The organism is Duganella sp. CF402 (assembly GCF_900109645.1).
In the GTDB taxonomy this organism is placed as follows: domain Bacteria; phylum Pseudomonadota; class Gammaproteobacteria; order Burkholderiales; family Burkholderiaceae_D; genus Rugamonas.
This window is the reverse complement of the sequence record NZ_FOBG01000002.1, coordinates 397,420-423,950: the sequence shown is the minus strand read 5'-3', so window position 1 is coordinate 423,950 and position 26,531 is coordinate 397,420. Positions and strand designations below refer to the sequence as shown.

The following is a 26,531-nucleotide window of genomic DNA, read 5'->3' as shown; positions in this document are numbered from 1 at the left end:
CACACAAACACATGAAGCCAATCTGGATAGTAGACGACGACGAATCGATCCGCTGGGTACTGGAAAAAGCACTGGCCAGGGAAAACCTGGCGACGAAAAGTTTTGCCAATGCGCGCGACGCGATCGCCGCACTGGAATACGAGACGCCGCAAGTGCTGGTGTCCGACATCCGCATGCCGGGCGACTCCGGCCTCGACTTGCTGCAGCTGGTGAAGTCGCGCCTGCCTGGCCTGCCGGTCATCATCATCACCGCCTTCTCCGACCTCGATTCCGCCGTGGCGGCGTTCCAGGGCGGCGCCTTTGAATATCTGGCCAAGCCGTTCGATATCGACAAGGCCGTTGAGCTGATCCGCCGCGCGCTGGATGAGAGCCTGCGCGAGACCAGCGTTGAATCGGGGCCGACCGAAACGCCGGAAATCCTCGGACAGGCGCCGGCCATGCAGGAGGTGTTCCGCGCCATCGGCCGCTTGTCGCAATCGAACGTGACGGTGCTGATCACCGGCGAATCCGGCTCCGGTAAAGAGCTGGTGGCGCGCGCGCTGCACAAGCACTCGCCGCGTGCGGCGCAGCCGTTCATCGCGCTGAACACGGCGGCGATCCCGAAAGATCTGCTCGAGTCCGAACTGTTCGGCCACGAGCGCGGCGCCTTCACCGGCGCGCAGACCACGCGGCGCGGCCGCTTCGAGCAGGCCGAGGGCGGCACGCTGTTCCTCGACGAGATCGGCGACATGCCGTTCGATCTGCAGACCCGCTTGCTGCGCGTGCTGTCGGACGGCCACTTCTATCGCGTCGGCGGCCATCAGCCATTGAAGGCCAATGTGCGCGTGATTACGGCCACGCACCAAAATCTGGAGCAGCGCGTGCGTGACGGCCTGTTCCGCGAAGACTTGTTCCATCGCCTGAACGTGATTCGCCTGCGCCTGCCCAGTTTGAGGGAGCGCCGTGAGGATATCCCTATTTTGGTGCGTCACTTCCTGGTGCAGAGCGCGAAACAATTGGGTGTCGAAGCCAAGCGCATGAGCGACGCCGCGCTGCAGTTCCTGTGCAGCCTCGAACTGCCGGGCAATGTGCGCCAGCTGGAAAACCTGTGCAACTGGATCACGGTGATGGCGCCGGGCCAGACGGTCGAGATCAAGGACCTGCCGCTGGAACTGTCGCAGGAGCAGGGCAGTGGCGGCGCTTCGGCGGCGCCAGCGTCGTCGGGAGCGGCGGCGCCAGCCGAGAGCTACAGCGCGCAGCAGCATCACGGCACCGTCACTTCGGTGGCGGCGCTGGAGGGCGGCATGAACGGCGCCGGTTCGCCGGATGCGTGGCTGGCCTTGCTGGAATCGCAGGCCGCGAGCATGCTCAGCGGCGGTCAGCAGGAAGTGATGGCGGTGCTGGGCCGGCAGTTTGAATCGGCCCTGATCCGCACCGCGCTCAAGCACACGCACGGCCGCAAGAACGACGCGGCGGTACGCCTCGGCATCGGCCGCAACACCATCACCCGCAAGATCGCCGAGCTCGGCATCGACGGCGCCAAGGACGATTGATCACTGCGTCGTTCCCGCTTGCGCGGGGGCGGCGTTACATCAGCGCCACCGCGTCGGCGCCGGCGGCGATACGCAATGGCGCATCGTCGCTGGTGGCAGCCTGCCACACCGCCCGCGCCACATCCAGCGCAGTCGTCACTTCCTCTGTCGATTGCGCCCATTCTGCAAACACGCTTTCCGTCAGCGCCGCATACGCCTCCGGCATCTGAATCCGCTGCTTCGCATTCGCGCCAAAGCTGGTGGCAGGCGCGCGACCTGCGAGCACCACGTGGGCACGGACGTTGAAGTGCTTCAGTTCCAGCACCAGTGATTCGGTGAAGGCGTTCACTGCGGCCTTGCTGCCGGTGTACACCGCCAGCAGCGGCAGTGGCTTCAGGGTTACGCTGGAAGTCACGTTGATCACCACGCCCGTGCGCCGCTCGCGGAACTGCGGCAGCACCGCTTGCGTCATGGCGATGGTGCCCAGCGTATTCGTCTCGAACACTTCGCGCGCGGTTGCCATGCTGGCGCCTTCCAGTGCACCCAGCATACCAATGCCGGCGTTATTGACCAGCACATCGACCGGACCCGCCGCCTCGATCAGTTGACGGATACTGTCTTCGTCCGTCACGTCCAATGGCAGCACGCGCAAACGCGGCAAGCGTGGCAGCAAATCTTCGCGCGGATTGCGCATGGTGGCGATGACGTTCCAGTCGCGCTCCAGAAAATAACGCGCAGTTTCCAGGCCAAAGCCAGATGAGCAACCAGTGATAAGAATCGTTTTCATGAGAACTCCTGTGAGGTGAAAGTGTTGCCACTGTAGTTTGCCAGCGCAAGACTGGCTATAATCAGAAGTCCAGCTTTCATTAGCAAGAGTCCAGATATGATTGATCCGCTCGCCGAAGTCGTGACTTTGCTGCAGCCGCGTGCGCGCTTCTCCAAAGTCGTTGCCGGCGCGGGTGTCTGGCGCGTGCGGCGTTCGCATGCGGGCCAGCCGTTTTACTGCGTGGTGCTGGAAGGCGAGTGCTGCCTGACGGTAAATGGCCAGCCGCCATTACCGCTGCAGCAAGGCGACTTTGTGCTGATTCCCGAGTCGCACGATTTTGCGATGACCAGCGTGCAGCCGCCGCCACCGCGTGCCATCGATGCCGCGCCAGTGCAGCAGCCCAATGGTGAATTTCGGCTTGGCGATATGGAAGGACCAGCGCAGGCCATGCTGCTGGTCGGCCACTGCGCATTCGACGCGCCCGACGCCGCGCTGCTGGTATCGCTGCTGCCGGAATGCATCCACATCCGTGGCGAGCAGCGCCTCTCCACCATTGTGCAACTGGTGAGCGGGGAGTCGCGCGCGCAAAGACCTGGACGCGAGGTGGTGCTGGCCCACCTGCTGGAGGTGCTGTTAATTGAAGCACTGCGCTCCAGTGCAGGCACTGCCGCTTCACCCGGCCTGCTGCGCGGACTGGCCGACGAGCGCCTGGCGCAGGCGCTGCGCCGCATGCATGAAGAGATCACCGCACCCTGGACCGTGGCGCAACTGGCGAAACAGGCAGCGCTGTCACGCTCGGCTTTCTTCGAACGTTTCCAGCGCGCGGTCGGGGTGGCGCCGATGGAGTACCTGCTGCGCTGGCGCATGGCGCAGGCCAAGCACCTGCTGCGCCAGCAAAGCGGCGTGGCGGCAGTGGCGGAGCAGGTCGGTTATGGTTCTGCCAGCGCATTCAGTGTGGCGTTCACCCGGCATGTCGGCGTGCCGCCTGCGCGCTATGCCGCTACGCAGCTGAGCGGGCTGCCCGCTTGAGCGCTTGCGGCGGCATGCCGTAGGCGCGGATGAAAGCGCGGCGCATGCGTTCCGGATCGTCAAATCCCACCTCGCGGGCCACCACGTCGATGGCGTGGTTGCCTTCTTCCAGCATCATGCGCGCGGCTTCCACGCGCAGCGTTTCCACCGCCTTGGCCGGCGATTGCCCGGTCTCCAATCTGAACGTGCGCGTGAACTGGCGCCGGCTTAAATGCGCCGCATCCGCCAGCTCGTCCACCGACAGGGCCTTGCGCAGATTGCGCTTGGCGTAGGTCAGCGCGGTCTGGATGCGGTCCGATTTCGGTTCCAGTTCCAGCAGCGCTGAGAACTGCGACTGGCCGCCGGTGCGGCGGTGATACACCACCATCTTGCGCGCCACCGCGCGCGCCAGCTCCACGCCGTGATCCGCTTCCACCAGGGCCAGCGCCAGATCGATACAGGCCGTCATGCCGGCCGAGCTCCACACGCGATCATCCTCGATGAAGATGCGGTCTTCCTCCACGCGGGTGCGCGGATGCTGGCGCTGCAGCTCGCGCGCCAGCGCCCAGTGCGTGGTCACGCGGCGGCCGTCAAGCAAGCCGGCTTCGGCCAGCTGGAAGGCGCCGGTGCAGATGCTGGCGGTGCGCCGGGACGCCTGGCTGGCCTCGCGCAGGAAGGCCACGAATGCCGGCGTCGACGGCAGCACTTCCATTGCACCGGCCACCATGATGGTGTCGAAATCCGGCGCGTCAAAGCGCTGCGTCACCACCGGCACGCCGGAGGAACTGGGTACCGCGCCGCCGTGCTCCGACAGCATGTGCATCTCGTAGTAGGGGCCGCCCGGCATGCCGTTGGCCACCTCGAACACGGTCACAGCCGCGAGGTCGACGATCTGGAAGCCGGGAAATAGCATCAAGCCTATGGTTTTTTTCATATTGGCCTAAAAAGAGGTATCTACGTCACATGGGCCTTAGTTTGCGCCGCTACACTGGCCTTGTCAACTCAACGAAAAGGAACAGCAACATGACTACCGCATTGATTACCGGCGCATCCTCGGGCATAGGCGCCATCTACGCTGATCGCTTGGCCCGCCGTGGCTACGACCTGGTCTTGACCGGCCGCGACGGCGCCAGGCTGTCCGCGCTGGCGGCCCAATTGGAGGCGTCGACCGGCCGCAAGGTCGATACCATCACCGCTGACCTGGCCGTGACGGCCGACCTGCGCCGCGTTGAGCAGCGCCTCGCCAGCGATGCCAGCATCGGCATGTTGGTCAACAACGCCGGCCTCGGCGCAGTCAAGTCGCTGGTCGATTCGACGCCGGAAGAACTGGACGCACTGGTCAACGTCAACGTCACCGCGCTGACCCGCCTGACCCGCGCCGTGGCGCCGGGACTGGTCGCGCGCGGCGCTGGCGCCATCATCAACATCTCCTCGATCGTGGCGCTGAAGCCCGAGCTGCTGAACGGCGTGTACGGCGGTAGCAAGGCCTACGTGCTGGCACTGACGCAATCGCTGCACCACGAGCTGGCCGACAAGGGCGTGCAGGTGCAAGCCGTGCTGCCGGGCGCGACCGCGACCCAGTTCTGGGATCGCGCCGGCCTTGCCGTCAGCAACCTGCCTGCCGACTGGGTGATGACGGCGGAGGACCTGGTGGACGCCGCGCTGGCCGGGTTCGACCAGCGCGAACTGGTGACGGTGCCGCCGCTGCCGGAGCTCGACGACTTCAACCGCATGGAAGAAGCGCGCCACGCGATGGCGGGCAAGCTGTCGAGTACCAAGCCGGCGGCACGCTATTTAACCGCAGCGTAATCTAGTCCGGCATTGGTTTGAGGTAAGCTCTTGGCTGACGAAGCCAAGGGCTTATTTTATTTATGGAAGACGTATGCTGATTAATTGCGTGGCCTATCAGGATGGTAAAAAACTGGCCGACATTCCGGTTGAAGACATTAGCGAGTATGTCGACAAGCCGGAGACTTTTGTATGGGTGGCGCTGCGCGACGCCGAGCCGGAGGAACTGAGCCAGATGCAGGAAGAATTCGGCCTGCACGAACTGGCGGTGGAAGACGCCAGCCGCGGCCACCAGCGCCCCAAGATCGAGGAGTACGGCGATTCGCTGTTCGTGGTGGTGAAGACCATCGAGTGCCGTGGCGGCGAGGTGGCGGTGGGCGAGGTCGATATTTTCGTCGGCCAGGATTATGTGCTGTCGTCGCGCCACGGCGATGCGCAGCAAGGCTTCCTCGGCGTGCGTGCGCGCGCCGAGCGCGAGCCGCACATGCTGCGCCTCGGTCCGGCCTTCGTGCTGTATGCGCTGATGGATGCGGTGGTGGACCGCTACTTCCCGGTGCTCGATATGCTGGAGACGGAGCTGGAAAAAATCGAAGAACTGATCTTCACCCAGGGCCAGCAGCGCGACAATATCCAGCGCCTGTATGAGTTGAAGGGCAAGGTGACCATCGTGCGCCACGTGGTGGCGCCGCTGATGGAAGCGGTGGGGCGGCTGCACGGCGGCCGCGTGCCGTCGATGTGCCAGGAGACGCAGGAATACTTCCGCGACGTGCACGACCATTTGCACCGCATCAGCGCTTCGCTGGACGGCATCCGCGACACCATCGCGACGGCGATCCAGGTCAACCTGTCGATGGTGGCGATCGAGGAAAGCGAAGTGAATAAACGGCTGGCGGCATGGGCGGCGATCTTTGCGATCGTGACCGCGTTTGCCGGCCTGTGGGGCATGAATTTCAAATACATGCCGGAGCTGGACTGGAAGTTCGGCTATCCGATGGCGATCGCGGTGATGGTGGGCGTGTGCCTGTACCTGCACCGGCGCTTCAAGAAAGCCGGTTGGTTATAGACGAAAAAAAATCCCGGCCGAAGCCGGGATTTTTTATGCCTGCAACTTCAGATTAGAAGTTGTAGGTAGCGCGCACGTAGGCGGTGCGGCCGGTTGGATCCGTGTAGCGTGGATCGTAGCCTGCCTGGAACACGGCGCTCTGGTACGACAGTGGTGGTTCTTTGTCGAACAGGTTACGCACGCCGGCGGTCAGGCTCAGGCTCTTGATTGGCTGATACGCAACGTAGGTATCCCAGGTGGTGTACGACGCCACGCGGTGGCCTGGATGGTCTTCCTGCTCCTGATCCTGGTAGCCCGACTTGTAGTGACCGGTCAGACCAGCCGCGTACTTGCCCATGCTCCAGCCCAGGTTCAGGGTGTTCTGCCAGCGGAAGATCACCTGGTTACCCGAGAATGCGCCGACGTTCTGGTGCATTTCGTCGCCGATGAAGTTCTGGTACTCGTACTTGTGCACCCAGGTCGCGTTGTCGGCGAAGGTGAAGGTGCCGTAGGCCGAGGTACGCAGCTTGTAGCTGGCCGACAGGTCGACGCCGTTGGTGTTCAGGTCGCCCAGATTCTGGTTACGGGTGTCGATGTAGCCGCAGGTGACCGGGTTAGGGCACTGCGAGCCATCGGTCGCCAGATCGCCCGACGGATTGCGGTGGTAGTAAGCCGCGAAGGTCGTCGGATCGGTCAGGATGTCGAAGTCCTGCAGGGTTGCGATCTGCTGGGTCAGGCGGATCGACCACCAGTCGGCGGTGACCGACAGGTTGTTGATCGGTTCCCACACGATACCCAGGCTGCCGTTCTTCGAACGCTCTGGTTGCAGGTGAGTGTTACCGCCGTTCAGCACCTGGAACTGCTGTTTGCAGTTGGCCGCAGCCGACTTGCCTGGGATCGGTACGCCGCCTGGGCAGTTGACCGGGTCGTTCAGGGTGTTGCCGGAGTTGGTGTACGCTTCCGACATGTTCAGCTCATACAGCGAAGGCGCGCGGAAGCCCTTCGAGTACGAACCGCGCAGCAGCAGCGAGTTCACTGGACGGTAGGTGAAGCCGAACTTCGGATTCGTGGTGTGGCCGAAGTCGCTGTATTTGTCGTAACGCACGGCGGCGGTCACGTCCAGGTTCTTCAGCAGCGGCAGGTTCAGTTCCGAGAAGAACGCCGACACGTTGCGGGTGCCTTCGTTCAGGGTGTTCGGATCGATACCGGTCGAGGCGATCACCTTGGCAGCGTAGGCGGTGTTGGCCGCGCTGTGGAATTCCTGGTGTTCGTACTGGGCGCCGATGGCCAGTGCAGCCTGGTGGCCGGTGTTCAGCCAGTCGCCGATTTCGCGGCTCATCTTGAAGTCTGCGCCCTTGGTGCGGCCGTAGGCGTTCATGATGTTGCCGTCCAGCGCGGCGGCGTTCAGCAGCGCGGTGCCGGCTGCGTCCTGGGCGCCGAACACGTTGATCACGCCGTCCAGCACGCCTTTGGTGATCATGTCGCCATCGGAGTAGCCGTACAGGTTTTCTTTCAGCTTGTTCTGGTTGTAGGTCAGCGCGGTCTGGTAGTCCCAGCCTGCCACGGTGCCTTTCAGTTCCACCACCAGGCGTTCCTGGCGGTTGATGTTTTCGTCAGCACGCGAGCCGTTCGGCAGGTCGCGCCACTTGGCGTGCACGAAGCCTGGCTTGACGCCGGCGGTGTTGGCGCCGCCGATGTCCATGTAGGCCGGGTCCAGCGTCACAGAGGCTGGAACGCTGCCGTTGCCTGGGAAGTAAGGATTGAGCGAGCCGTCAGGACGCAGGCGGTTGATGTACAGGCCGCCGTATGGGACCGGCGCGATGCCGCTCTGGATCTTGCTTTCGGTCGACAGGAACTCAACGCCCAGCTCGTGGTTTTCGTTCAGCTTGAAGGTACCCTTGATCAGGCCGGTGTTGCGCTTGCTCTTAGGGATGTAGTCGACGAAGCTCGAAGTAGTCATCAGGCACGAACCGTCACCGGCCGGTACCAGGTTGGTGCCGGTGGTGCAGCCAGGGCCGGCCGGGTTGGCCGAGGCGGTCTGGTAGTAGTTGGCCGGGCTGGTCGAACCCGACAGGCCGCCGGCGTAGCGGGTGTTGAAATCACGCTGCTGGCCGCCGATGCGCTGTTGCGACTGGTGGTCGAACATGGCGAAGATGTTGAAGCCATCCTTGTCCAGGTCGCCGAAGCCGTAGCCGATGTTGGCGTTCTTCGAGAAGCCGCCGTCGTGCTGCGGGTTGTCTGCGCCAACGGTCACGGTGCCGCCGGTGTAGTCTTTTTTGGTGATGAAGTTGATCACGCCGCCCACTGCGTCCGAACCGTACAGCGAGGACGCGCCGTCACGCAGCACTTCAACGCGCTCGAGCGCGGCGAATGGAATCATGTTCAGGTCGGGCGCCGAGCTGTCCAGCGCATTGTTGGCCAGGCGACGGCCGTTCAGCAGGATCAGGGTCTTGTTGGCGCCGATGCCGCGCAGGTCGGCGAACGAGGCGCCGCCGGTGCCGGAACCGACCACCTGGCTGGTGCCTTGCGACGACTGCGAGACGCTCAGGTTGGCCAGGACTTGCTCAACCGTGGTGATGCCTTCCTTTTTCAGGTCGGCCATCTTCACTACGGTCACAGGAACGGCGGTCTCAGCGTCGATACGCTTGATTGCCGAACCGGTAATTTCGACGCGCTGGATAGGCGCATCCTGGGCGAATGCTGGTTGTGCCAGCATCAGTGCGGCGCTGCCCGCGAACATCACGCGCAGCGAACGCGACAAAACAGTTTCCATCATCATTGATCAACTCCTTGGGGGGTGTTTCTTGGCTCTTTATTATCGAAACTTACACTATGAATATTCTATAAGTGAATTTATTCACGGCGAGGTCATCAGACCACTTCGTGGCGCCCAAGGTCAATTGTGTCTCTGTAACAGCTTTGAAATAAACAACACTTTCTGCGGTTTTTGGCTGAAATTTCGCGTTTTTTACACAAAAATACAAAAATTTTGGCCGTTTGTAGCAAAAACATGCTACGAGTTTCGCGAACATTCAACCATGTTTACGCTGATAAATAACGATACAATGTGATGACTGAGCCACCGGGAGCCGGGTCATGAGCGAACCAAAACAGGCAGTGCCGCTGTTCGATGCAGCCGACGGGCGCACGCTGGCCGAGGTCGCGCTGCGCTCGATCACCGACTCCACGGCGCGCGCGCGCGGCGACGACTTCCTGCGCATCCTGGTGCGCGACCTGGCCAAGGCGTTGGACGTGACCTACGTGATCGCCGGCCGCGTCATCCGGCTGGACGATGGCGACGAGGGCATCCGCACGCTGGCGGTGTGGGGTGGCAAGGATTACCTGCCCAATATGGACTACAGCCTGCGCCACACCCCGTGCCAGGATGTGACCGCGCAGTGCATGTGCTTCCATGCCAGCGGCATCCAGGCCGACTACCCGCAAGACACCCTGCTGGTCGAGATGGCGGCCGAGAGCTACATCGGCATGCCGATGGTCGACACCCAGGGGCAGACGCTGGGCATCCTGTCGGCCATCGACACCAAACCGATGTCCGAGGACAAGCGCCTGCTGGCGCTGTCGCTGCTGTCGATGTTTGCCGCGCGCGGCTCGGCCGAGCTGCAGCACCAGGACCGCGAGCAGCAGCTGGAAGCCAAGGTCCAGCGCCGCACCGAGGCCTTGCTGGCGGCGCAGGCGACCTTGGTGGAGCAGGAGAAAATGGTGGCGCTGGGGGCGCTGGTGGCAGGCGTGGCGCACGAGGTCAACACGCCGATCGGGGTGGCGGTGACGGCCGCCTCGACGATGGTCAGCTACGCCGACGACCTGCTCAAGTGCGTCGCCGGCGAGCGCGTCAGCCGTTCCGAGCTGCAGGCCACGGCGCAGCGCCTGCGCGAGGGTGCCCAGCTGATCGAGCGCAACCTGGCGCGCGCCGCCGATTTGATCGGCAACTTCAAGCAGCTGGCGGTGGACCAGGGCAGCGAGCACGTGTCGGAGGTGGCCTTGCGCGAGCATGCGCTGGGCGTGGTGTCGGCGCACGGGCCGGAGCTGCGCAAGGTCGGCATCACGGTGGAGGTCGAGATCGCGGACGACTTGCGCACCCGGCTCGATGCCGGGCGCTGGTCGCAAGTGTTGTCCAACCTGCTGATGAACACGGCCAAGCACGCCTACCCGAACGGCGGTCCAGGCAGGGTGACGCTGAGCGCGCGCATGGCGCTCGAAGGCGGCGCCTATTGGCTGCTGGTGGAGTTTGCCGATGACGGCATCGGCCTGACGCCGGAAGTGCGCGAACGCCTGTTCGAGCCGTTCTTCACGACCAAGCGCGGGCAGGGTGGTTCGGGTTTGGGCATGCACATCGTCTACACGATTGTGCACCAGATGGGCGGGCAGGTCGCGGTGGCCGGCTGCGAGCCTGGCACCGGCTGCCGCCTCAAGCTGCGGCTGCCGGTAAGGGACAGAGCTTAGGCCACGAAATTAGGCCAGTTCGGCGGCCAGCGACAGGGCCACGGCTTCCGCCACCTTGATGCCGTCCACGCCGGCCGACAGGATGCCGCCCGCGTAGCCGGCGCCTTCGCCGGCCGGGAACAAGCCCTTGGTGTTCAGGCTTTGCAGCGTGTCGTCGTGGCGCTTGATGCGGATCGGCGACGAGGTGCGCGTCTCCAGGCCGGTCAGCACGGCGTCATGCTTGAAGTAGCCCTTGATTTGCTTGTCGAACGCCGGGAAGGCTTCGCGCAGCGCGGTCACGGCATACTCCGGCAGGATCTGCGCCAGGTCGGTCAGGGTGATGCCCGGCTTGTACGACGGCACCACCGCGCCAAACTCGGTCGAGGCCTTGCCGGCCACGAAGTCGCCCATCAGCTGGCCCGGCGCGTTGTAGGTGCCGCCGCCCAGGTGGAAGGCCTTCTCCTCGAGCTCGCGCTGGAAGGCGACGCCGGCCAGTGGGTGGCCCGGATAGTCGACTTCCGGCGAGATGCTGACCACGATGGCGCTGTTGGCGTTGCGCTCGTTGCGCGAGTACTGGCTCATGCCGTTGGTCACCACGCGGCCCGGCTCGGAGGCCGCCGCCACCACCGTGCCGCCCGGGCACATGCAGAAGCTGTACACCGCGCGGCCGTTGGAGGCGTGGTGCACCAGCTTGTAGTCGGCCGCGCCCAGGATCGGGTGGCCGGCGTTGGGGCCGAAGCGGCAGGTGTCGATCAGCGACTGCGGGTGCTCGACCCGGAAGCCGATCGAGAACGGCTTGGCCTCGACATAGACGCCACGGTCGTACAGCATCTGGAAGGTGTCGCGCGCGCTGTGGCCGATCGCCAGCACCACGTGGTTGGTGACAATCTTCTCGCCGCTTTCGAGCATGATGCCGCGCACCTGGCGGCCGTCGGCGGTCTCCTCGATATCGATGTCGGTGACCTTGCTCTCGAAGCGGTATTCGCCGCCCAGCGCCTCGATGTTTTCGCGCATGGCTTCCACCATCTTGACCAGGCGGAAGGTGCCGATGTGCGGCTTGCTGACGTAGATGATTTCCTCCGGCGCGCCGGCCTTGACGAACTCGGTCAGCACCTTGCGGCCGTAGTGTTTCGGGTCCTTGATCTGGCTGTACAGCTTGCCGTCCGAGAAGGTGCCGGCGCCGCCTTCGCCGAACTGCACGTTCGACTCCGGATTGAGCTTGCGCTGGCGCCAGAAACCAAAGGTGTCGACGGTGCGCTCGCGCACGATCTTGCCGCGCTCGACGATGATCGGGCGCAGGCCCATTTGCGCCAGGATCAGCGCGGCCAGCAGGCCGCACGGGCCGATGCCGATCACCACCGGGCGCTGGAAGCCGGGCTGGGCGGCCAGCGCCGCGCCGTCGGCGACGAATTTATAGCTGGTGTCCGGCGACGGCATGATGTGCAGGTCGTGCTGGTGGCGCTGCAGCAGCGCGGCCTCGTGGTTCACCTCGATGTCGACCGAGTAGATCAGCACGATGGCGGTTTTCTTGCGGGCGTCGTAGCTGCGCTTGTAGATGGTGAAGCCGAGCAGGTCGTCGGCGGCAATGCCCAGGCGCGCGATGATGGCGGCCGGCAGTTCTGCTTCCGTATGGTTCAGCGGAAGCTTGAGTTCGTTCAGTCTCAACATGGTGGATTTCCAGCGGGTGACAGGGCTCCGTAGCTAGCGGAGAGCGGGGCGGCCATCCCCCTCGGGAAGCGGCCGCAGGCGCTATTTTACCCCTAGCGGCCATGCCCGGTCTAATGACGCAGCATGATTATGTTTGACGGTCGCACTTATTTTAAAGGCGCCTGCCGCCGGATTAATTCAGCTTTAAATAATCATTAAATAAAACGAGAACTTAATTTATAAAATGAAAACTGCATAAGCATATGCACCAATTTAGCCGTGGCTGCACTGAAAAAGTGCGTTGCGAGAATACAACGGCGGTGCTTTCTGGAAACTTTCTCCGGTGAGGGGGTTTATGACGCAGCCCGACTGTTAACCATGCTGTTGTAACCAGAATGACACACGCGCAATGCTGCGATGCACAAATATTGCACTTTAATCAATTTCGATCGAGCAATACAAAAACCTGATTTTACAAAAATACACGGCATTTAATTTGTTTTTACATATATTTGCACGAATAAAAGTGTTGTTACACATTGAATTAGCGAACGTGCAACGAAAATTGCTGTCGTGCAGCAAAAAACAAATCGTAAAGTACTTGCATTGTTGACGAGAATGGTTCTCGTTGTGTTCTTGAAACATTGCGCCTTCACGGTTGACAGTTTTGGCAAGGCAATGGTTTCATGCACTGCGCCTGCAAATCACGATTTTGCCAGGTGTTAATAAGCGAGATTCAGCACCCTGATAATCACCCAGAGGCCAAGCGGCCCCGAGGCAATATCAATCACAGGTTTAAAGAATCCTTCAGGCTGGCCTTTTAAACGTGCCCGGTTTTTAAATAAAGCCGGGCGCGTTATCGGGTTGGGTTTCTCCCCATCCAGGGAGTTCAATAATGGGAGTTTTACAATGATTCAAGAGAAGATGATGTCGCGTACCTTGCGCACCGTGTTCGCCGGCTCGATGCTGGTGGGCATGACCGCAATGATGCACAACGCCGTTGCGCAGGAAGCTGCACCGCAAAAAATCGAATCGGTGCAAGTGACCGGTACCCGTATTACCTCGCCGGGCATGCAGTCGACCAGCCCGATCGCTTCGGTAACTGCGGAGGAAATGAAAGCTTCCCAGCCAGTGGCAGTGGAAGAGTTCATCAAGACCCTGCCGGTGGCCGTGGCCTCGATTGGTCCTGGCACCAACAACGGCTCGGCTGGTGGCGCGACCATCGACTTGCGCGGCTTGGGCGCCAACCGCACCCTGGTGATGATCAACGGCCGCCGCATGGTGCCGTTCAGCCTGAACGGCACGGTCGACACCAACGCCATCCCGATCGCTCTGCTGAGCCGCGTTGACCTGCTGACCGGCGGCGCATCGGTGGTGTACGGCGCTGACGCCGTGGCCGGTGTGATCAACTTCAACCTGAAGAAAAACTTCAGCGGCTTTGACGCTACCACCTCCTACGGCATGACCACCGGTCCTCACGACGGCAAGCGCAAGCGCACCGACCTGACCTGGGGCGCCAACCTGGATGACGGCCGCGGCAACGTGGTGCTGAGCATCGGCAAGGCTTCGTCCGATCCAGTGACCCAGGGTTCCCGTTCCTACGGCGTGACCAGCCTGAGCTCGACCACGGGTCTGGGCACTGGTTCCGGTACCACCATTCCATCGGCCTTCTCGGTTCCACGCTCGGGCACCGCGCCAGGCAGCGACAAGCTGTCGGGTTCGTGGCAGATCGACCCGACCACCGGCAAGCTGGTGCAACCGGTCGTTCCATACAACACCAACCCGCTGAACTACTACGCCACCGGCCTGGAACGTACCCAAGCCACCTCGATGGCCAACTTCAAGGTCAACGAGCACGCCGACGTCTACACCGAAGTGTTCTACACCACCACCAATGTGGCGTCGACGCTGGCGGAATCGGGCACCTTCGGTAACGTGTTCGACGTCCCGGTCGGCAACCCGTACATCCCGGAAGCCGCGCGCCAGCAGATTTGCGAACGCCGCAGCATCCCAACCGCCAACTGCGTCGTGGGTAACACCACCCTGGTGCCGATGACGGTCAACCGCCGCTTCGTCGAGATGGGCCCGCGTATCAACGCCTTCGACAACAAAACCCTGCAGTACACCGTCGGTGTCAAGGGCGATGTGGCATTTGACTGGGTGTACGATGCGTACTACACCAAAGGCACGGCCGACCAGGTCCAGCTGAAGCAGAACTGGGGTTCGCTGTCGAAAGTGGGCCAGGCGCTGAACGCCGTGAGCACCACCGCCTGCACCAACACCGCCAACGGTTGCGTACCGCTGAACGTGTTCGGCGGCGCCGGCAGCATCACGCCTGCCCAGCTGGCCTTCATCAACCAGAGCACCATCCAGCGCGTCAACGTGACCCAGACCGTGGCGTCGGGCTCGCTGTCGGGCGACTTCGGCAACAAGTTCGTCAGCCCTTGGGCCGGCCAGCCGGTCAACCTGGCGATGAACGTGGAAGAGCGTAAAGTTTCGGCGCAAACCCGCGCTGACGCACCGTCGCAGATCCAGGGTGAAGTACTGGGTTCGGGCGCGCCGGCCGTGGACAGCCAGGGTGCATTCAAGCTGCGTGAATACTCGGCTGAATCGATCATCCCGCTGATCAAAGACAAGTCGTTCGTGAAAGCGTTGAACGCCGAGCTCGGCTATCGTCGCACCGAGTTCACCAACTCGGGCACCAAAACCAGCTACGGCAGCTGGAAAGTTGGTGGCGACTGGCAGCCGATCAACGCGCTGCGTTTCCGCGCCAATGCCCAGAAAGCAACCCGCGCACCAAACGTCAACGAATTGTACGCACCGCTGGTGACCGGCCTGTCGAACCTGGCAGCTGACCCTTGCCAAGGCACCAACATCAACACGGCTGACGCCAACAAGGCAGGCACCCTGTCCAACCTGTGCCGCCTGACCGGTGTGCCAGTGTCGGAAATCGGCTCGCTGCCGGCACCGTCGTCGAACCAGATCAACAACCAGACCGGCGGCAATCCTAAGCTGGGCCCTGAAGAAGCCAAGACCAAAACCCTGGGCTTCGTATGGGAGCCGCTGCCTAAGCTGGCGATCTCGGTTGACTACTACAAGATCGAAATCGACAAGGCAGTATCGAGCAAGTCGACCACCGACGTGCTGGATGGTTGCTACAAAAACAATCCGTCCTACACCTTCAACGACGATTGCGCTCTGATCGGCCGTCACCCAGCCAACGGTACCTTCAACGGCGCCCTGGCCAAAGGTGTGGCAACGCCGCAGTCGAACCTGGGTACCCAGTCGACCGCCGGCTTCGACGTGAACGTGGCTTACAAGCTGACCGCGAAAACCCTGAACATCGATCCGAAATTCGGTTCGTTCGATCTGAACTTCGCGTACAACCAAGTCAACGATTTCCACTTCAAGGCCACCCCGACCTCGATCAATCGTGACTGCCTGGGTTACTACTCGACCGCTTGCGCCAACATCGGCGGCACCACCGCGCCTGTGTACAAACGCAAGTTCGGCCAGCGCACCACCTGGAACGTTGGTCAGTTCGCCCTGGGCTACAACTGGCGTTATCAGAGCGCTGTTGACGTAGAACCAGGTTCGGGCACCTTCCTGCCGAAGTTCTCGCACATCGAAGCGTACAACTATGTTGACCTGTCGGCTGTGTGGAACTACAGCAAGAACCTGCGTTTCAACCTGAGCGTGAACAATGCTGCTAACAAGAAACCACCTATCGTGGGCGCCGGCGTATCGTCGACCTCGATGGACAGCGGCAACACCTTCCCGCAAGCCTACGATGCTATCGGTCGCTACGCGACCTTCGGCGTCAACGTGAAGTTCTAAGCTTCACACCGGCATAAAAAATCCCGCCGGGCCGCAAGGCCTGGGCGGGATTTTTTTATTAGGGCTGTCTATATCAGAGACCACCCCAGGCCGCACTTAATATGGACACTGCTGCCAGCGCCGCCGTCTCGGTGCGCAGGATACGCGGGCCCATCGCCAGCGGCAGCGCGCCGTGGCGCAGGGCCAGTTCTTCCTCTTGCTCGCTGAGGCCGCCCTCGGGGCCGACCACCAGCGTCACCGCCTGCGGCGCCTGGTGGCGCGCCCAGTCGGCCAGCGACTGTTCCGCGCGCGGGGTCAGGATGATGCGGCGGTGCAGGTCTTGCTGGGTGATCCAGTTCTTATAGTCTTGCGGCGGCGCCAGCTGGGCCAGCCGGTTGCGGCCGCACTGCTCGGACGCCGAGACGATGATGCCGCCCCAGTGCTCGAGCTTTTTTCCGGCGCGCTCGGCCGACAGCCTGACCACGCAGCGCTGCGCCGCCAGCGGCTGGAAGCCCGATACGCCCAGTTCGATTGCCTTTTCGATAATCCAGTCCATCTTGCTGCCCTCGGGCAGGGCTTGCGCCAGCGTCACCGCGAACGGCAGCTCGATCTCGCGCGGCGTGTGCGCCTTGATCTCGGCGCTGGCGCTGCGGCGGCCGATCTCGCCCAGGCTGGCGGTGTATTCGCCGCCTTCGCCGTTGAACAGGGTGATCAGATCGCCCGGCGCCATGCGCAGCACCTGCACATGGTGGGCGACCGTGTCGGGCAGGGCGACGATCTGGCCGATGGCCAGCGGCTGGGGGCAAAAGAAGCGGGGCATAACGTGGTATCCGGATAAGTAGAGCTGCAATTTTAAATGGTGGCTGTCATCGTCTGGTAAAATAATGGGCTCTGCAAGCGCCGCTCTTGCTCACAGTTTCCATACTTCCGTGATATCTACGATGACTTCTACGCTCCCAACCACCCAAATGGCTAACGCGATCCGCGCGCTGGCAATGGACGCCGTCCAGAAGGCCAATTCCGGCCACCCAGGCATGCCAATGGGCATGGCGGAAATCGCCGTGGCCCTGTGGGCCGGCCATTACAGCCACAACCCGGCCAATCCGGCATGGGTGAACCGCGACCGCTTCCTGCTGTCGAACGGCCACGGCTCGATGCTGCACTACGCGCTGCTGCACCTGGCCGGCTACGACGTGTCGATGGACGACATCAAGGCCTTCCGCCAGATGCACTCCAAGACCCCGGGCCACCCGGAAGTCGGCTATACCCCGGGCGTGGAAACCACCACCGGCCCGCTGGGCCAGGGTATCGCCAACGCGGTCGGCATGGCGCTGGCGGAATGGCTGCTGGCGAGCGAATTCAACAAGCCGGGCCTGGACGTGGTCGACCACTACACCTACGCTTTCCTGGGCGACGGCTGCCTGATGGAAGGCATCTCGCACGAAGTCTGCGCACTGGCCGGCACCCTGGGCCTGAAAAAACTGATCGCCCTGTACGACGACAACGGCATCTCGATCGACGGTAAAGTCGAAGGCTGGTTCACCGACGACACCCCGGCCCGTTTCGAAGCCTACGGCTGGAACGTGATCCGCGCGGTCGACGGCCACGACGTGGCTGCCGTGTCGGCCGCCATCGCCGCCGCCAAGAAGGCCGGCAAGCCAACCCTGATCTGCTGCAAAACCGTGATCGGCAAGGGCTCGCCTAACCTGCAAGGCGGCGACAAGGTGCACGGCGCTGCGCTGGGCGACAAAGAAGTCGCTGCGGTGCGCGAGTACATCGGCTGGCCACACGCGCCGTTCGAAATCCCGGCCGACGTCTACGCCGCCTGGGACGCCAAAGCGACCGGCGCCAAAGCCGAAGCCGACTGGAACGCCAAGTTCGCCGAATACAGCGCCAAGTTCCCGGCCGAAGCCGCTGAACTGACCCGCCGCATGGCTGGCGAACTGCCGGGCGCGTTTGACGCAGCCCTGGCTGCCGGCATTGCCTCGACCGTCGAGAAGAAAGAAAACATCGCCACCCGCAAGGCCAGCCAGAACGCGATCCAGGCGCTGGCGCCGGTGCTGCCGGAATTCCTGGGCGGCTCGGCTGACTTGACCGGTTCCAACCTGACCAACTGGAAAGAAATCGTGCCAGTGCGTTCGGGCCAGCCAGGCAACCACATCAACTACGGCGTGCGTGAGTTCGGCATGTCGGCGATCATGAACGGCGTTGCCCTGCACGGCGGCTACATCCCGTTCGGCGCCACCTTCCTGACCTTCGCCGACTACAGCCGCAACGCACTGCGCATGGCCGCGCTGATGAAACAGCGCTCGCTGTTCGTGTTCACCCACGACTCGATCGGCCTGGGCGAAGACGGCCCGACCCACCAGTCGGTCGAGCACGTATCGTCGCTGCGCCTGATCCCTAACCTCGACAACTGGCGTCCATGCGACACCACCGAATCGATGGTGGCGTGGGGCGAAGCGGTCAAGCGTAAAGACGGTCCTGCGACCCTGATCTTCTCGCGCCAGAACCTGCCGTACCAGGAGCGTACCCCGGCGCAGATCGCCGACATCGCCCGTGGCGGCTACGTGCTGCGCGAAGCGGCCGACGCCAAGGTCACCCTGATCGCCACCGGCTCGGAAATCGAACTGGCGCAAGCCGCCGCTGCGGCGCTGGCCGCCGAAGGCATCGTGGCGCGCGTGGTGTCGATGCCGTCGACCGATGTATTTGACCGTCAAGACGCCGCTTACAAGGCCAGCGTGTTGACCAAAGGCGTGCCACGTGTGGCAATCGAAGCTGGCGTGACCGATTTCTGGTACAAATACGTCGGTCTGGAAGGCGCTGTTGTCGGCATCGATACCTTCGGTGAATCGGCTCCGGCAGGCGTGCTGTTCAAGCACTTCGGCTTCACGGTAGAAAACGTGGTGGCGAAAGTCAAATCTGTCATTGCTTAATCTATAATTGCTGGTTGCATTAACAATATTTTTAATCAGGAGCAAAGTATGACGATCAAAGTTGCAATCAATGGCTACGGCCGCATCGGCCGTAATGTACTGCGTGCTTTCTACGAAGGCGGCAAGAAACAAGACATCCAGATCGTGGCGATTAACGATCTGGGCGACGCCAAGTCGAATGCCCACCTGACCCGCTACGACACCGCCCACGGCAAGTTCCCAGGCACCGTGACCGTAGACGGCGACAACATGATCGTGAACGGCGATGTGATCCGCGTGTTCGCACAGCGCAACCCAGCGGAAATCCCTTGGGGCGACCTGGGCGTGGACGTGGTGCTGGAGTGCACCGGCTTCTTCACCACCAAAGAGAAAGCTTCGGCTCACCTGAAGGGCGGCGCCAAGAAAGTCATCATCTCGGCGCCGGGCGGCAAGGACGTGGACGCGACCATCGTGTACGGCGTCAACCAGCACGTGCTGAAAGCCAGCGACACCGTGATCTCGAACGCCTCGTGCACCACCAACTGCCTGGCCCCGCTGGTCAAGCCGCTGAACGACGCCATCGGCGTGGAAACCGGCCTGATGACCACCGTGCACGCTTACACCAACGACCAGGTGCTGTCGGACGTGATGCACGAAGACCTGCGCCGCGCCCGTTCGGCCACCATGAGCATGATCCCGACCAAGACCGGCGCTGCTGCCGCGGTGGGCCTGGTGCTGCCTGAGCTGAACGGCAAGCTGGACGGTTTCGCGATCCGCGTGCCGACCATCAACGTGTCGCTGGTCGACCTGTCGTTCATCGCCAAGCGCGACACCACCGTGGACGAAGTCAATGCGCTGATGAAGGCCGCCGCTGAAGGCGCGCTGAAAGAAGTGCTGACCTACCAGACCGAACCGCTGGTCTCGATCGACTTCAACCACAACCCGGCCTCGTCGAACTTCGATTCGACCCTGACCAAAGTGTCGGGCCGCCTGGTGAAAGTATCGTCGTGGTACGACAACGAGTGGGGCTTCTCGAACCGCATGCTGGACACCACCGTGGCCCTGATGAACGCGAAGTAATCAGACCCAACGTAAAAAAGCCCTCCCGGCGTGAGCCGGGAGGGCTTTTTATTTAGTTGTGCTGATTAACGGAACTTGTATTCAGCAGTCACGCGCACCATGCGGCCGGTCACGTCAGCGGTGTCTTGCGGAATCACGCCGCCAGCGGCGTTGAATGCGCGCAGGTCCAGTGGTGGACGACGGTTGGTGACGTTACGCAGGTACATCGACAGCGTCAGGTTCTTGATGCCGCTGTAGCTGATGTTGTAGTCCAGACGCTCAAACGCTTTGACCTGGCACTCGTCTTCGGTCCACTTGCGGGATTTGCAGCCATCCAGCGTGTAGGTGTTGTCGAAGTAGTCGGTGTTCATCTTTTGCTTGCTGTTGTACACCAGGCGCAGGCCGTTGATGAAGTCGCCGGTCTTGATGCTGGCGGTCATGTTGGCCACCAGTTTCGAGTAGCCATAGCGGCCCGCCAGGTTGTCGCCGTAGTCGTTCAGCGTCGAGCTGAAGTTCTTCAGGTCCAGCAGGTAGGTCGCGTTCAGGCCCAGGTCCAGACGGCCGTAGCGGGTGTTGATGCGCGAGCTGCCACCCAGATCCAGACCGCTGGTCTTGGTGCGCGACACGTTCTCGAACTTGCCGGTGGTCGAGATCAGCGAACCGACCGTCACGCCGTACTTGGCTTGCTCGGCGGCGGTGAAGGTCTTGTCGGCCGACAGCGGTGCGCGGGTGATCACGCCCGGCGCCTGGTCAGCTTCGGCAGCCAGCAGGTCGTTGGTGCTCTTCAGGCCGATTTCATCCTTGCGTTCGATGCGCCAGTAGTCCAGCGAGATGCTGGTGCCCTTGACTGGTTCCAGGACGATGCCCACGGTGGCGCTGTGGGTGACTTCCGGCTTCAGGCTCGGGTTGTTGCGCACGGTGCTGAAGACGCCCTTGGCGCATTCGTTACCTTCGACGATGTCGGCGCGCGCCAGCTGCAGTGCCTGGTTAGGATCGCTCGACGGCAGGGCGTTGGCGGCCTTGCGCAGGTCCGATGCCAGGGCTTGCGCCTGGTCGCAACGTTTCGGGTCGACGGTGCCGTTGTCGAACGCGAACTTGCTCGACTGTGCGCTTTCGGTCAGGTTAGGCGCACGGAAGCCGCCCTCATAGGTGCCGCGCAGCAGCACGGCCGGGGTGACTTCCCAGCGCGCCGCCAGTTTCGGCGAAACGTGGGTCTTGAAACCTGGGAATTTGTCGACGCGGGCGGCGCCGATCAGTTCCACCTTCTCGGCCACTGGCACGTTGATCTCGGTGAACACGGCTTCGGTGGTGCGGCTGGCGTCAGCGACCGCCGCGCCGTTACCGACGATGTCGCCGCTCAGCAGATTGGCAGTCGGGGTGATCTTGAAGCTCTCACGACGGACTTCGCCGCCTACCGCCAGCGCGATGGCGCGGTCGCCGATCTTGCCGACTTCGCCGCTGATCTTGCCGTCGATGAAGTACTGGGTGATCTTGCCGTCATAACCTTGTTCCGGGAACAGCTGGCGCAGGACTTCCGGCGAGTTCTTCTGGCCCAGCTTGTAGCCGTGGTTGAAGAAGTTCGGATCGGCTGCGGTGTACTCGCAGTAGCCAGGGAAGTTGGCTTCGCAGGTTGGGTCGCCGGCCAAGGTCTTGGTGTAGTCGCCGATCACGGCCTTGAAGCCGCTGTCGCTGAGCGAACCGTTGTTGCGCATCTTGGTTTTGCTGCCCATGACGCCCACCGCGCTATCCCAGTCCCACTTGCCGTTCAGGCTGCCGCGCAGGCCGGTCAGCAAGCGGTATTGGTCGCTGTCGACCGGGCTGGCGGACGGCGCATCGAGGAAGCGGTAGCGCAGTTCCAGTGGCTCGCCGATGGTGTTGAGCGGCGAGTCCGGCGACAGGAAGCGGTAGCCGAAGGTCTTGCCGTTGCCGGTGCTTGGATCGCCCCAGTTGGTGTCCGCGTTGGTCGAGCCGTAGGTGCCGGCGGCCCCGATGTAGGTGGTCTTGGTCTTGGAGTACAGCAGTTCGGTATAGCTCTCGGTGCCGTTGCCCAGGTTCAGCTTGCCCGATACCAGCGCGTTGACGCGGTCGGCTTTCGGGACGGCTTCGAAGCGCGAGAAGCGGTCATATACGCACAGGCCGCCAGCGTTGAGCGTGGTGCAGCCCGGCACCGGACCCTGGCCGATGAAGTTGCCCGGGTAGGAGAAGGTCGACGGCGCACCGCGGTTGCCGAACATCGCGCCGCTCTTAGGCGCCACGGCCGTGAATTTGTTGCCATAGGCCGGATTGATGTCGTCGATGACATCGCGCCAGATCACGTTGTCGCGCTTGAAGACTTCGATGTTGGCCAGCACGTTGTAGCCGTCTTTGTTGTAGTCACCGAAGCCGGCGGTGATGCTGGCGGTCCTGGTCTTGAATTGTTCGTTGGCGACCGACTGTTCCCAGTTACCGCGCGCCTGCACGCCCTGGAAGTCGTTGCGGGTGATGATGTTGATTACACCGGCCACGGCGTCGGAACCGTAGATGGCCGAACCGCCGTTGCGCAGCACTTCAACGCGGTCGATGGCGTCCAGCGGCAGCGAGTCCAGGTTGGTAAACACTTCGTTGTAGTCGGCCAGCGCGTAAGGCGCGACGCGGCGCGAGTTCAGCAGCACCAGGGTCGACTGCTTGCCCAGGTTGCGCAGCGTAGCGGAGGAGGCGCCGCCGGCGAAGGAGTTGGAGCCGCCGATATCGGACAGCGAGCTGGTCGACGAGGTCAGGGTGTCGATGATGTCGCGCACCGAGTTGACGCCGAGGCGGCCGATGTCTTCGCGGCGCAGGATCTGCACCGGGGTCGCGGTTTCGGCGTCGATGCGTTTAATGTTGGAGCCGGTAATAACGACTTTTTCAATAGGCTTGGTGCTGTCTTCCTGTGCCAGTACCACTTGTGACGATGCTAGCGTCAAGGCGACGGCAATCACGCTGGTTTTTAGAGCGATCTTGTTCATTCAAACTCCTGAAGGGTGTATTTTTAGTTTGTGCCAGCGCGTACATGGGTGTTGTGTGCAATGGCCTGATTAGTATAGTTAGCAAAATACGAATTTTCAGCAGAATGGATGTAAATACAACAGTGGTGTGTAACGCAATGTTGCTTTAGCAAATATAAAAAAACCGGGACGCATCCCGGTTGTTGCTGTGCGGACGGCCGGGCCTATTTGTAGGCGCCGGAGCCGATCAGGAAATCGTCGACTTTCTCGACATAGCCGGATTTGGATTCGACCGCTTTGGTGACCGGATTCGGCCATTTAAAATCGACCCAGCCGCTGCCCTTGGTTTTCGCGACCTCGACCATTTCCTTGATCAGCAGCTTGCCCTCGTTATCTTTCAGGCCGATCAGCGGCTTGCCCACCATCTTGGGGTTATTGCCGTGCGCCAGCGCGACGCCGTTGAAATCGTAGACGTAGACGTATAAATCGCGGTCATGGAAAGTGGTGTTGCCCGGATCGGCAAATGCGGCAAAGGCCTTGTCCTTGCCTTCGGCCTTCACCAGGGCCACGGCTTTTTTCACCATCGCCACCGCTTCTTCTTTGCTGCCTTTGTCCGCCGCTACTGCGCTGCCGCACAGCGCCAGGCTGCACAGGGCGGCTGCCAACAATGTCTTCATGTGAGATCTCCTGTGGTCGTCACAGCATACTGGCTGCGCTGTTGTCATGAATGTGGGTCTTTCATAGTAGCGCAGCGCAGCATGAAGTGCAGGAGGTTGTTGCTAATTGGCAACGCTTTCACCGAACAGGCTGGTCCACAGGGCGCGCACGGCCGCCGCTTCGTCGCTCACCAGCGCCGGGTCGATGCGCGCCAGGTCCTGGCCCTGCAAGCGCAGCTGGTGCTGCAGCTTGCGGTACTTGCGGTAGGCGTCGGCCACGCTGGCGGCCAGGCCGGTGTCGATCAGGCCGAGGTCGGCGCACATGTGGAGCAGGGCGATGTTGCCGAAGTTGGCGGTCAATTGCGGATAGGCGGCCGCGTGCTGCAGCACCAGGAACTGCACGATGAACTCGATGTCGATCATGCCGCCCGGATCCTGCTTGAGGTCGAACAGGGCGCTGTGGTTGGGCTTGGCGTCGACCATGCGCTTGCGCATGGCGATCACTTCCTGCCTGAGCGGGCCGTCGGCCGGGCGCTCCTTGCGCAGCACGGCTTCGCGGATCTGTTCGAAGCGCTGGCCGATGGCGATGTCGCCGGCGCAGTAGCGGGCGCGGGTCAGGGCCTGGTGCTCCCACACCCAGGCCGAACCGGCCTGGTATTTCTCGAACGAGCCGACGCTTGACACCAGCATGCCGCTGGCGCCGTCCGGGCGCAGCGCGGTGTCGATGTCGAACAGGATGCCGGCCGAAGTGTGCGAGGTCATCCAGGTGATGAAGCGCTGCGCCAGCTTGGCGTACTGGGCCGGCGCGTCCTGGTCGGGATCGTCGTACAGGAAGATCACGTCGAGGTCGGACACATAGCCGAGCTCCTTGCCGCCCAGCTTGCCGTAGGCGATCACCGTGAACAGCGGCACTTCGCGGTGGCGCGTGGCCACCGTCTGCCACACCGCCTTGATGGTGGCGGCAACGATGGTGTCGGCCAGCGCCGACAGGTGGTCGGCCAGCTTTTCCACCGTCAGGTCGCCGGCCAGGTCTTGCGCCAGCAGGTGGAACAGCTGGGCGTGGTGGATTTCGCGCAGGATGTCCATCTGGCGCTCGGTGTCGCCGGGGCAGGCGGCCAGCTGGGTCTCGATGTCGGCGGCCAGCGCCACCGGGTCGAACACGGCGTTGCGCACGCGGTCGTCCAGCAGTTCGTCAAGCAGGATCGGGTGCTGGCTCAGGAACAGCGCCGCCCAGCCGCTGGCGTGCACCATGCGGATCACGCGCGCCAGCGTGTGCGGATACTCGGTCAGCAGCGACAGGTAGGCCGAACGACGCGCGATCGCCTCGAGGAAGTCGAGCAGCCGGCCCAGCGTGGCCAGCTGGTTGCCGCCGCGCGTTTCCTGCGCCGCCTGCACGATCAGCGGCAGCGCCGTGTTGATCAGGCCCAGCAGCCGGTTGCGGCTGGCTTCCGGCAGCGATTGCAGGCGCGGCGCCTGCCAGGTGGCGATCAGGCGCTGGGTGGCCGCTTCCGCGTCCTCGAAGCCGAGCGCGGTGAAGCGCGCCACCATCGCCTCGCGGTTGTCGGGATCGGCGCACTCGTTGCTCGACTGCAGCTCGATATCGTTCTCGCCGCTTTCGGTCTTGTCCGAGAACATTTCGTCGAACTGGCCGGCGACGAACTGGCGGTGCGCGTCCAGCTGGGCCAGCAGGGTGGCCACGTCCGGCAGGCCCATCATTTCGGCCACGGTCTGGCGGTCGGCCTCGCTGGCCGGCAGGGTGTGGGTCTGGGCGTCGTCCAGGTATTGCAGCCGGTGCTCGAGGTTGCGCAGGAAGGTGTAGGAGGCCAGCAACTGGTAGACGATGGCGTGGCTCAGCAAGCCTTTCTCGGCGATGATGCGCAGCGTGGTGCGGGTCGAGCGGTCGCGCAGGGCGGCGTCGCGGCCGCCGCGAATCAGCTGGAACACCTGCGCCAAAAATTCAATTTCCCGGATCCCGCCCCGGCCCAGCTTGACGTTGTTGCTGCGGTCCGGGTGCAGTCTTTCTTGACGGTTGACCTCGGCGCGGATTTGCGCATGCATATTGCGGATGGCGTCAATCACGCCAAAGTCCAGGTAGCGGCGGAAGCAGAACGGCCGGACAATGCCATCCAGCGCGGCGATATCCTCGGCGCGTCCGGTGACAGCGCGCGCCTTTACCCAGGCGTAGCGCTCCCACTCCCGGCCCTGCACGATCAGGTAGTTTTCCACCATGCCCATGCTGGCCGCCAGCGGACCGGAGTTGCCGTTCGGGCGCAAGGCCATGTCGACCCGGAAGGTATAGCCATCCTCGGTGATCTCGGCCAGCGCCGCGATCAGCTTCTTGCCGAGACGGATGAAGAATTCGTGGTTGGACAGGCTGCGCTGGCCGGCGCTGGTATCGGCGGCGGTGTCGCCATCCTCGGGGTAGACGAAAATCAGGTCGATGTCGGACGAGACATTGAGCTCGCCGCCGCCTTGCTTGCCCATCGCCAGCACCATCATGTGCTGCGGCTGGCCGGAGTCATGGCCGATCGGCTCGCCGTGCGCGGCCACCATTTCGGCGTGCAGCTCGGCCATGTGCTTCTGGATGGCGAAGTCGGCGAAGCGGGTCATGGTTTCCACCACCTCGGCCAGGTTGGCCTGGCCTTCGAGGTCGCGCCGGATCAGGCCGCACACCAGCAGGTTGCGCAGGCGGCGCATGGCGCGTACCAAGGGCAAGCTGCCGGCCGGGTTCACTTCTGCTTCTTTTTGTAAATATTCATCCAGATTAATCTGGGCAAGCGATAATTGCGCCAACTCATCGATCTTGGCGGTACGATCAGGCGCGGCGGACAGCCAGCGCTGGTAGAAACGGGAAACGGACGGTGAACTCATAGGGATAAGGTAGAATTGCTCCGGAAACCGAGTGTAGCGATTTATTTCA

General features: G+C 62.7%; 16 protein-coding genes. 8 read left to right on the top strand and 8 right to left on the bottom strand.

Features of this window, described 5'->3' with window-relative positions:
* The first annotated feature begins 11 nt into the window (after window positions 1-11).
* On the top strand, window positions 12-1,532 hold the full coding sequence (gene ntrC / locus BMZ70_RS19920) for a nitrogen regulation protein NR(I) (RefSeq protein ID WP_092278662.1): 1,521 nt from the start codon (window positions 12-14) through the stop codon (window positions 1,530-1,532).
* A gap of 34 nt (window positions 1,533-1,566) precedes the next feature.
* Here the strand turns inward: ntrC and BMZ70_RS19915 are convergent, their stop codons facing one another.
* Window positions 1,567-2,298: an SDR family oxidoreductase gene (locus BMZ70_RS19915; RefSeq protein WP_092278660.1), complete on the bottom strand. Its 732-nt coding sequence runs from the start codon at window positions 2,296-2,298 to the stop codon at window positions 1,567-1,569.
* A gap of 96 nt (window positions 2,299-2,394) precedes the next feature.
* On the opposite strand from BMZ70_RS19915, the gene BMZ70_RS19910 reads away from it, so the two are divergent.
* A complete protein-coding gene (locus tag BMZ70_RS19910; protein WP_092278658.1) occupies window positions 2,395-3,306 on the top strand; it encodes an AraC family transcriptional regulator in 912 nt (303 codons plus the stop codon).
* On the opposite strand, the gene BMZ70_RS19905 is transcribed toward BMZ70_RS19910, so the two are convergent.
* Window positions 3,278-4,219, bottom strand: a complete 942-nt coding sequence (locus BMZ70_RS19905; protein WP_092278656.1) for a GlxA family transcriptional regulator — start codon at window positions 4,217-4,219, stop codon at window positions 3,278-3,280. The genes BMZ70_RS19910 and BMZ70_RS19905 overlap by 29 nt on opposite strands.
* 89 nt (window positions 4,220-4,308) lie before the next feature.
* Between BMZ70_RS19905 and BMZ70_RS19900 the strand changes: the two genes are divergently transcribed.
* On the top strand, window positions 4,309-5,094 hold the full coding sequence (locus BMZ70_RS19900) for an SDR family NAD(P)-dependent oxidoreductase (protein WP_092278654.1): 786 nt from the start codon (window positions 4,309-4,311) through the stop codon (window positions 5,092-5,094).
* Between the two features lie 73 nt (window positions 5,095-5,167).
* Window positions 5,168-6,136, top strand: coding sequence for a magnesium/cobalt transporter CorA (gene corA, locus BMZ70_RS19895; protein WP_092278652.1), 969 nt, complete (start codon window positions 5,168-5,170; stop codon window positions 6,134-6,136).
* 52 nt (window positions 6,137-6,188) lie between these two features.
* Here the strand turns inward: corA and BMZ70_RS19890 are convergent, their stop codons facing one another.
* Window positions 6,189-8,894, bottom strand: a complete 2,706-nt coding sequence (locus BMZ70_RS19890; protein WP_092278650.1) for a TonB-dependent receptor — start codon at window positions 8,892-8,894, stop codon at window positions 6,189-6,191.
* A gap of 317 nt (window positions 8,895-9,211) precedes the next feature.
* Here BMZ70_RS19890 and BMZ70_RS19885 point away from each other — a divergent pair, with 317 nt between their 5' ends.
* Window positions 9,212-10,576: a sensor histidine kinase gene (locus BMZ70_RS19885; RefSeq protein ID WP_092278648.1), complete on the top strand. Its 1,365-nt coding sequence runs from the start codon at window positions 9,212-9,214 to the stop codon at window positions 10,574-10,576.
* A 9-nt stretch (window positions 10,577-10,585) separates the two neighbouring features.
* Here BMZ70_RS19885 and BMZ70_RS19880 read toward each other — a convergent pair whose 3' ends face one another.
* Window positions 10,586-12,223 carry an NAD(P)/FAD-dependent oxidoreductase gene (locus BMZ70_RS19880; protein ID WP_092278646.1) on the bottom strand — a complete coding sequence of 546 codons (1,638 nt, stop codon included), beginning with the start codon at window positions 12,221-12,223 and terminating at the stop codon, window positions 10,586-10,588.
* Between the two features lie 888 nt (window positions 12,224-13,111).
* On the opposite strand from BMZ70_RS19880, the gene BMZ70_RS19875 reads away from it, so the two are divergent.
* Window positions 13,112-16,039, top strand: a complete 2,928-nt coding sequence (locus BMZ70_RS19875) for a TonB-dependent receptor domain-containing protein (RefSeq protein ID WP_092278644.1) — start codon at window positions 13,112-13,114, stop codon at window positions 16,037-16,039.
* Between the two features lie 73 nt (window positions 16,040-16,112).
* On the opposite strand, the gene BMZ70_RS19870 is transcribed toward BMZ70_RS19875, so the two are convergent.
* Entirely contained in the window at window positions 16,113-16,838 is a 726-nt protein-coding gene (locus BMZ70_RS19870) for a 16S rRNA (uracil(1498)-N(3))-methyltransferase (protein ID WP_092278642.1), read from the bottom strand.
* 121 nt (window positions 16,839-16,959) lie between these two features.
* Between BMZ70_RS19870 and tkt the strand changes: the two genes are divergently transcribed.
* Entirely contained in the window at window positions 16,960-18,954 is a 1,995-nt protein-coding gene (gene tkt / locus BMZ70_RS19865) for a transketolase (RefSeq protein ID WP_092278640.1), read from the top strand.
* A 48-nt stretch (window positions 18,955-19,002) separates the two neighbouring features.
* Window positions 19,003-20,013: a type I glyceraldehyde-3-phosphate dehydrogenase gene (gene gap, locus BMZ70_RS19860; protein WP_092278638.1), complete on the top strand. Its 1,011-nt coding sequence runs from the start codon at window positions 19,003-19,005 to the stop codon at window positions 20,011-20,013.
* 65 nt (window positions 20,014-20,078) lie between these two features.
* On the opposite strand, the gene BMZ70_RS19855 is transcribed toward gap, so the two are convergent.
* The 3 genes from BMZ70_RS19855 to glnE all read right to left on the bottom strand — a co-directional run bounded on the left by BMZ70_RS19855 (window position 20,079) and on the right by glnE (window position 26,482).
* On the bottom strand, window positions 20,079-22,976 hold the full coding sequence (locus BMZ70_RS19855) for a TonB-dependent receptor domain-containing protein (protein ID WP_092278636.1): 2,898 nt from the start codon (window positions 22,974-22,976) through the stop codon (window positions 20,079-20,081).
* A 203-nt stretch (window positions 22,977-23,179) separates the two neighbouring features.
* Window positions 23,180-23,680 carry a cache domain-containing protein gene (locus tag BMZ70_RS19850; protein WP_092278634.1) on the bottom strand — a complete coding sequence of 167 codons (501 nt, stop codon included), beginning with the start codon at window positions 23,678-23,680 and terminating at the stop codon, window positions 23,180-23,182.
* Between the two features lie 54 nt (window positions 23,681-23,734).
* Entirely contained in the window at window positions 23,735-26,482 is a 2,748-nt protein-coding gene (glnE, locus tag BMZ70_RS19845; protein ID WP_092278632.1) for a bifunctional [glutamate--ammonia ligase]-adenylyl-L-tyrosine phosphorylase/[glutamate--ammonia-ligase] adenylyltransferase, read from the bottom strand.
* Window positions 26,483-26,531 lie beyond the last annotated feature (49 nt).

Coding starts and splice junctions, on each gene's coding strand:
- BMZ70_RS19885 (WP_092278648.1), top strand. CDS start 9,212: ATGAGCGAACCAAAACAGGCAGTGCCGCTGTTCGATGCAGCCGACGGG.
- BMZ70_RS19900 (WP_092278654.1), top strand. CDS start 4,309: ATGACTACCGCATTGATTACCGGCGCATCCTCGGGCATAGGCGCCATC.
- BMZ70_RS19855 (WP_092278636.1), bottom strand. CDS start 22,976: ATGAACAAGATCGCTCTAAAAACCAGCGTGATTGCCGTCGCCTTGACG.
- BMZ70_RS19870 (WP_092278642.1), bottom strand. CDS start 16,838: ATGCCCCGCTTCTTTTGCCCCCAGCCGCTGGCCATCGGCCAGATCGTC.
- BMZ70_RS19875 (WP_092278644.1), top strand. CDS start 13,112: ATGATTCAAGAGAAGATGATGTCGCGTACCTTGCGCACCGTGTTCGCC.
- tkt (WP_092278640.1), top strand. CDS start 16,960: ATGACTTCTACGCTCCCAACCACCCAAATGGCTAACGCGATCCGCGCG.
- BMZ70_RS19905 (WP_092278656.1), bottom strand. CDS start 4,219: ATGAAAAAAACCATAGGCTTGATGCTATTTCCCGGCTTCCAGATCGTC.
- corA (WP_092278652.1), top strand. CDS start 5,168: ATGCTGATTAATTGCGTGGCCTATCAGGATGGTAAAAAACTGGCCGAC.
- glnE (WP_092278632.1), bottom strand. CDS start 26,482: ATGAGTTCACCGTCCGTTTCCCGTTTCTACCAGCGCTGGCTGTCCGCC.
- BMZ70_RS19890 (WP_092278650.1), bottom strand. CDS start 8,894: ATGATGATGGAAACTGTTTTGTCGCGTTCGCTGCGCGTGATGTTCGCG.
- ntrC (WP_092278662.1), top strand. CDS start 12: ATGAAGCCAATCTGGATAGTAGACGACGACGAATCGATCCGCTGGGTA.
- gap (WP_092278638.1), top strand. CDS start 19,003: ATGACGATCAAAGTTGCAATCAATGGCTACGGCCGCATCGGCCGTAAT.
- BMZ70_RS19915 (WP_092278660.1), bottom strand. CDS start 2,298: ATGAAAACGATTCTTATCACTGGTTGCTCATCTGGCTTTGGCCTGGAA.
- BMZ70_RS19850 (WP_092278634.1), bottom strand. CDS start 23,680: ATGACAACAGCGCAGCCAGTATGCTGTGACGACCACAGGAGATCTCAC.
- BMZ70_RS19880 (WP_092278646.1), bottom strand. CDS start 12,223: ATGTTGAGACTGAACGAACTCAAGCTTCCGCTGAACCATACGGAAGCA.
- BMZ70_RS19910 (WP_092278658.1), top strand. CDS start 2,395: ATGATTGATCCGCTCGCCGAAGTCGTGACTTTGCTGCAGCCGCGTGCG.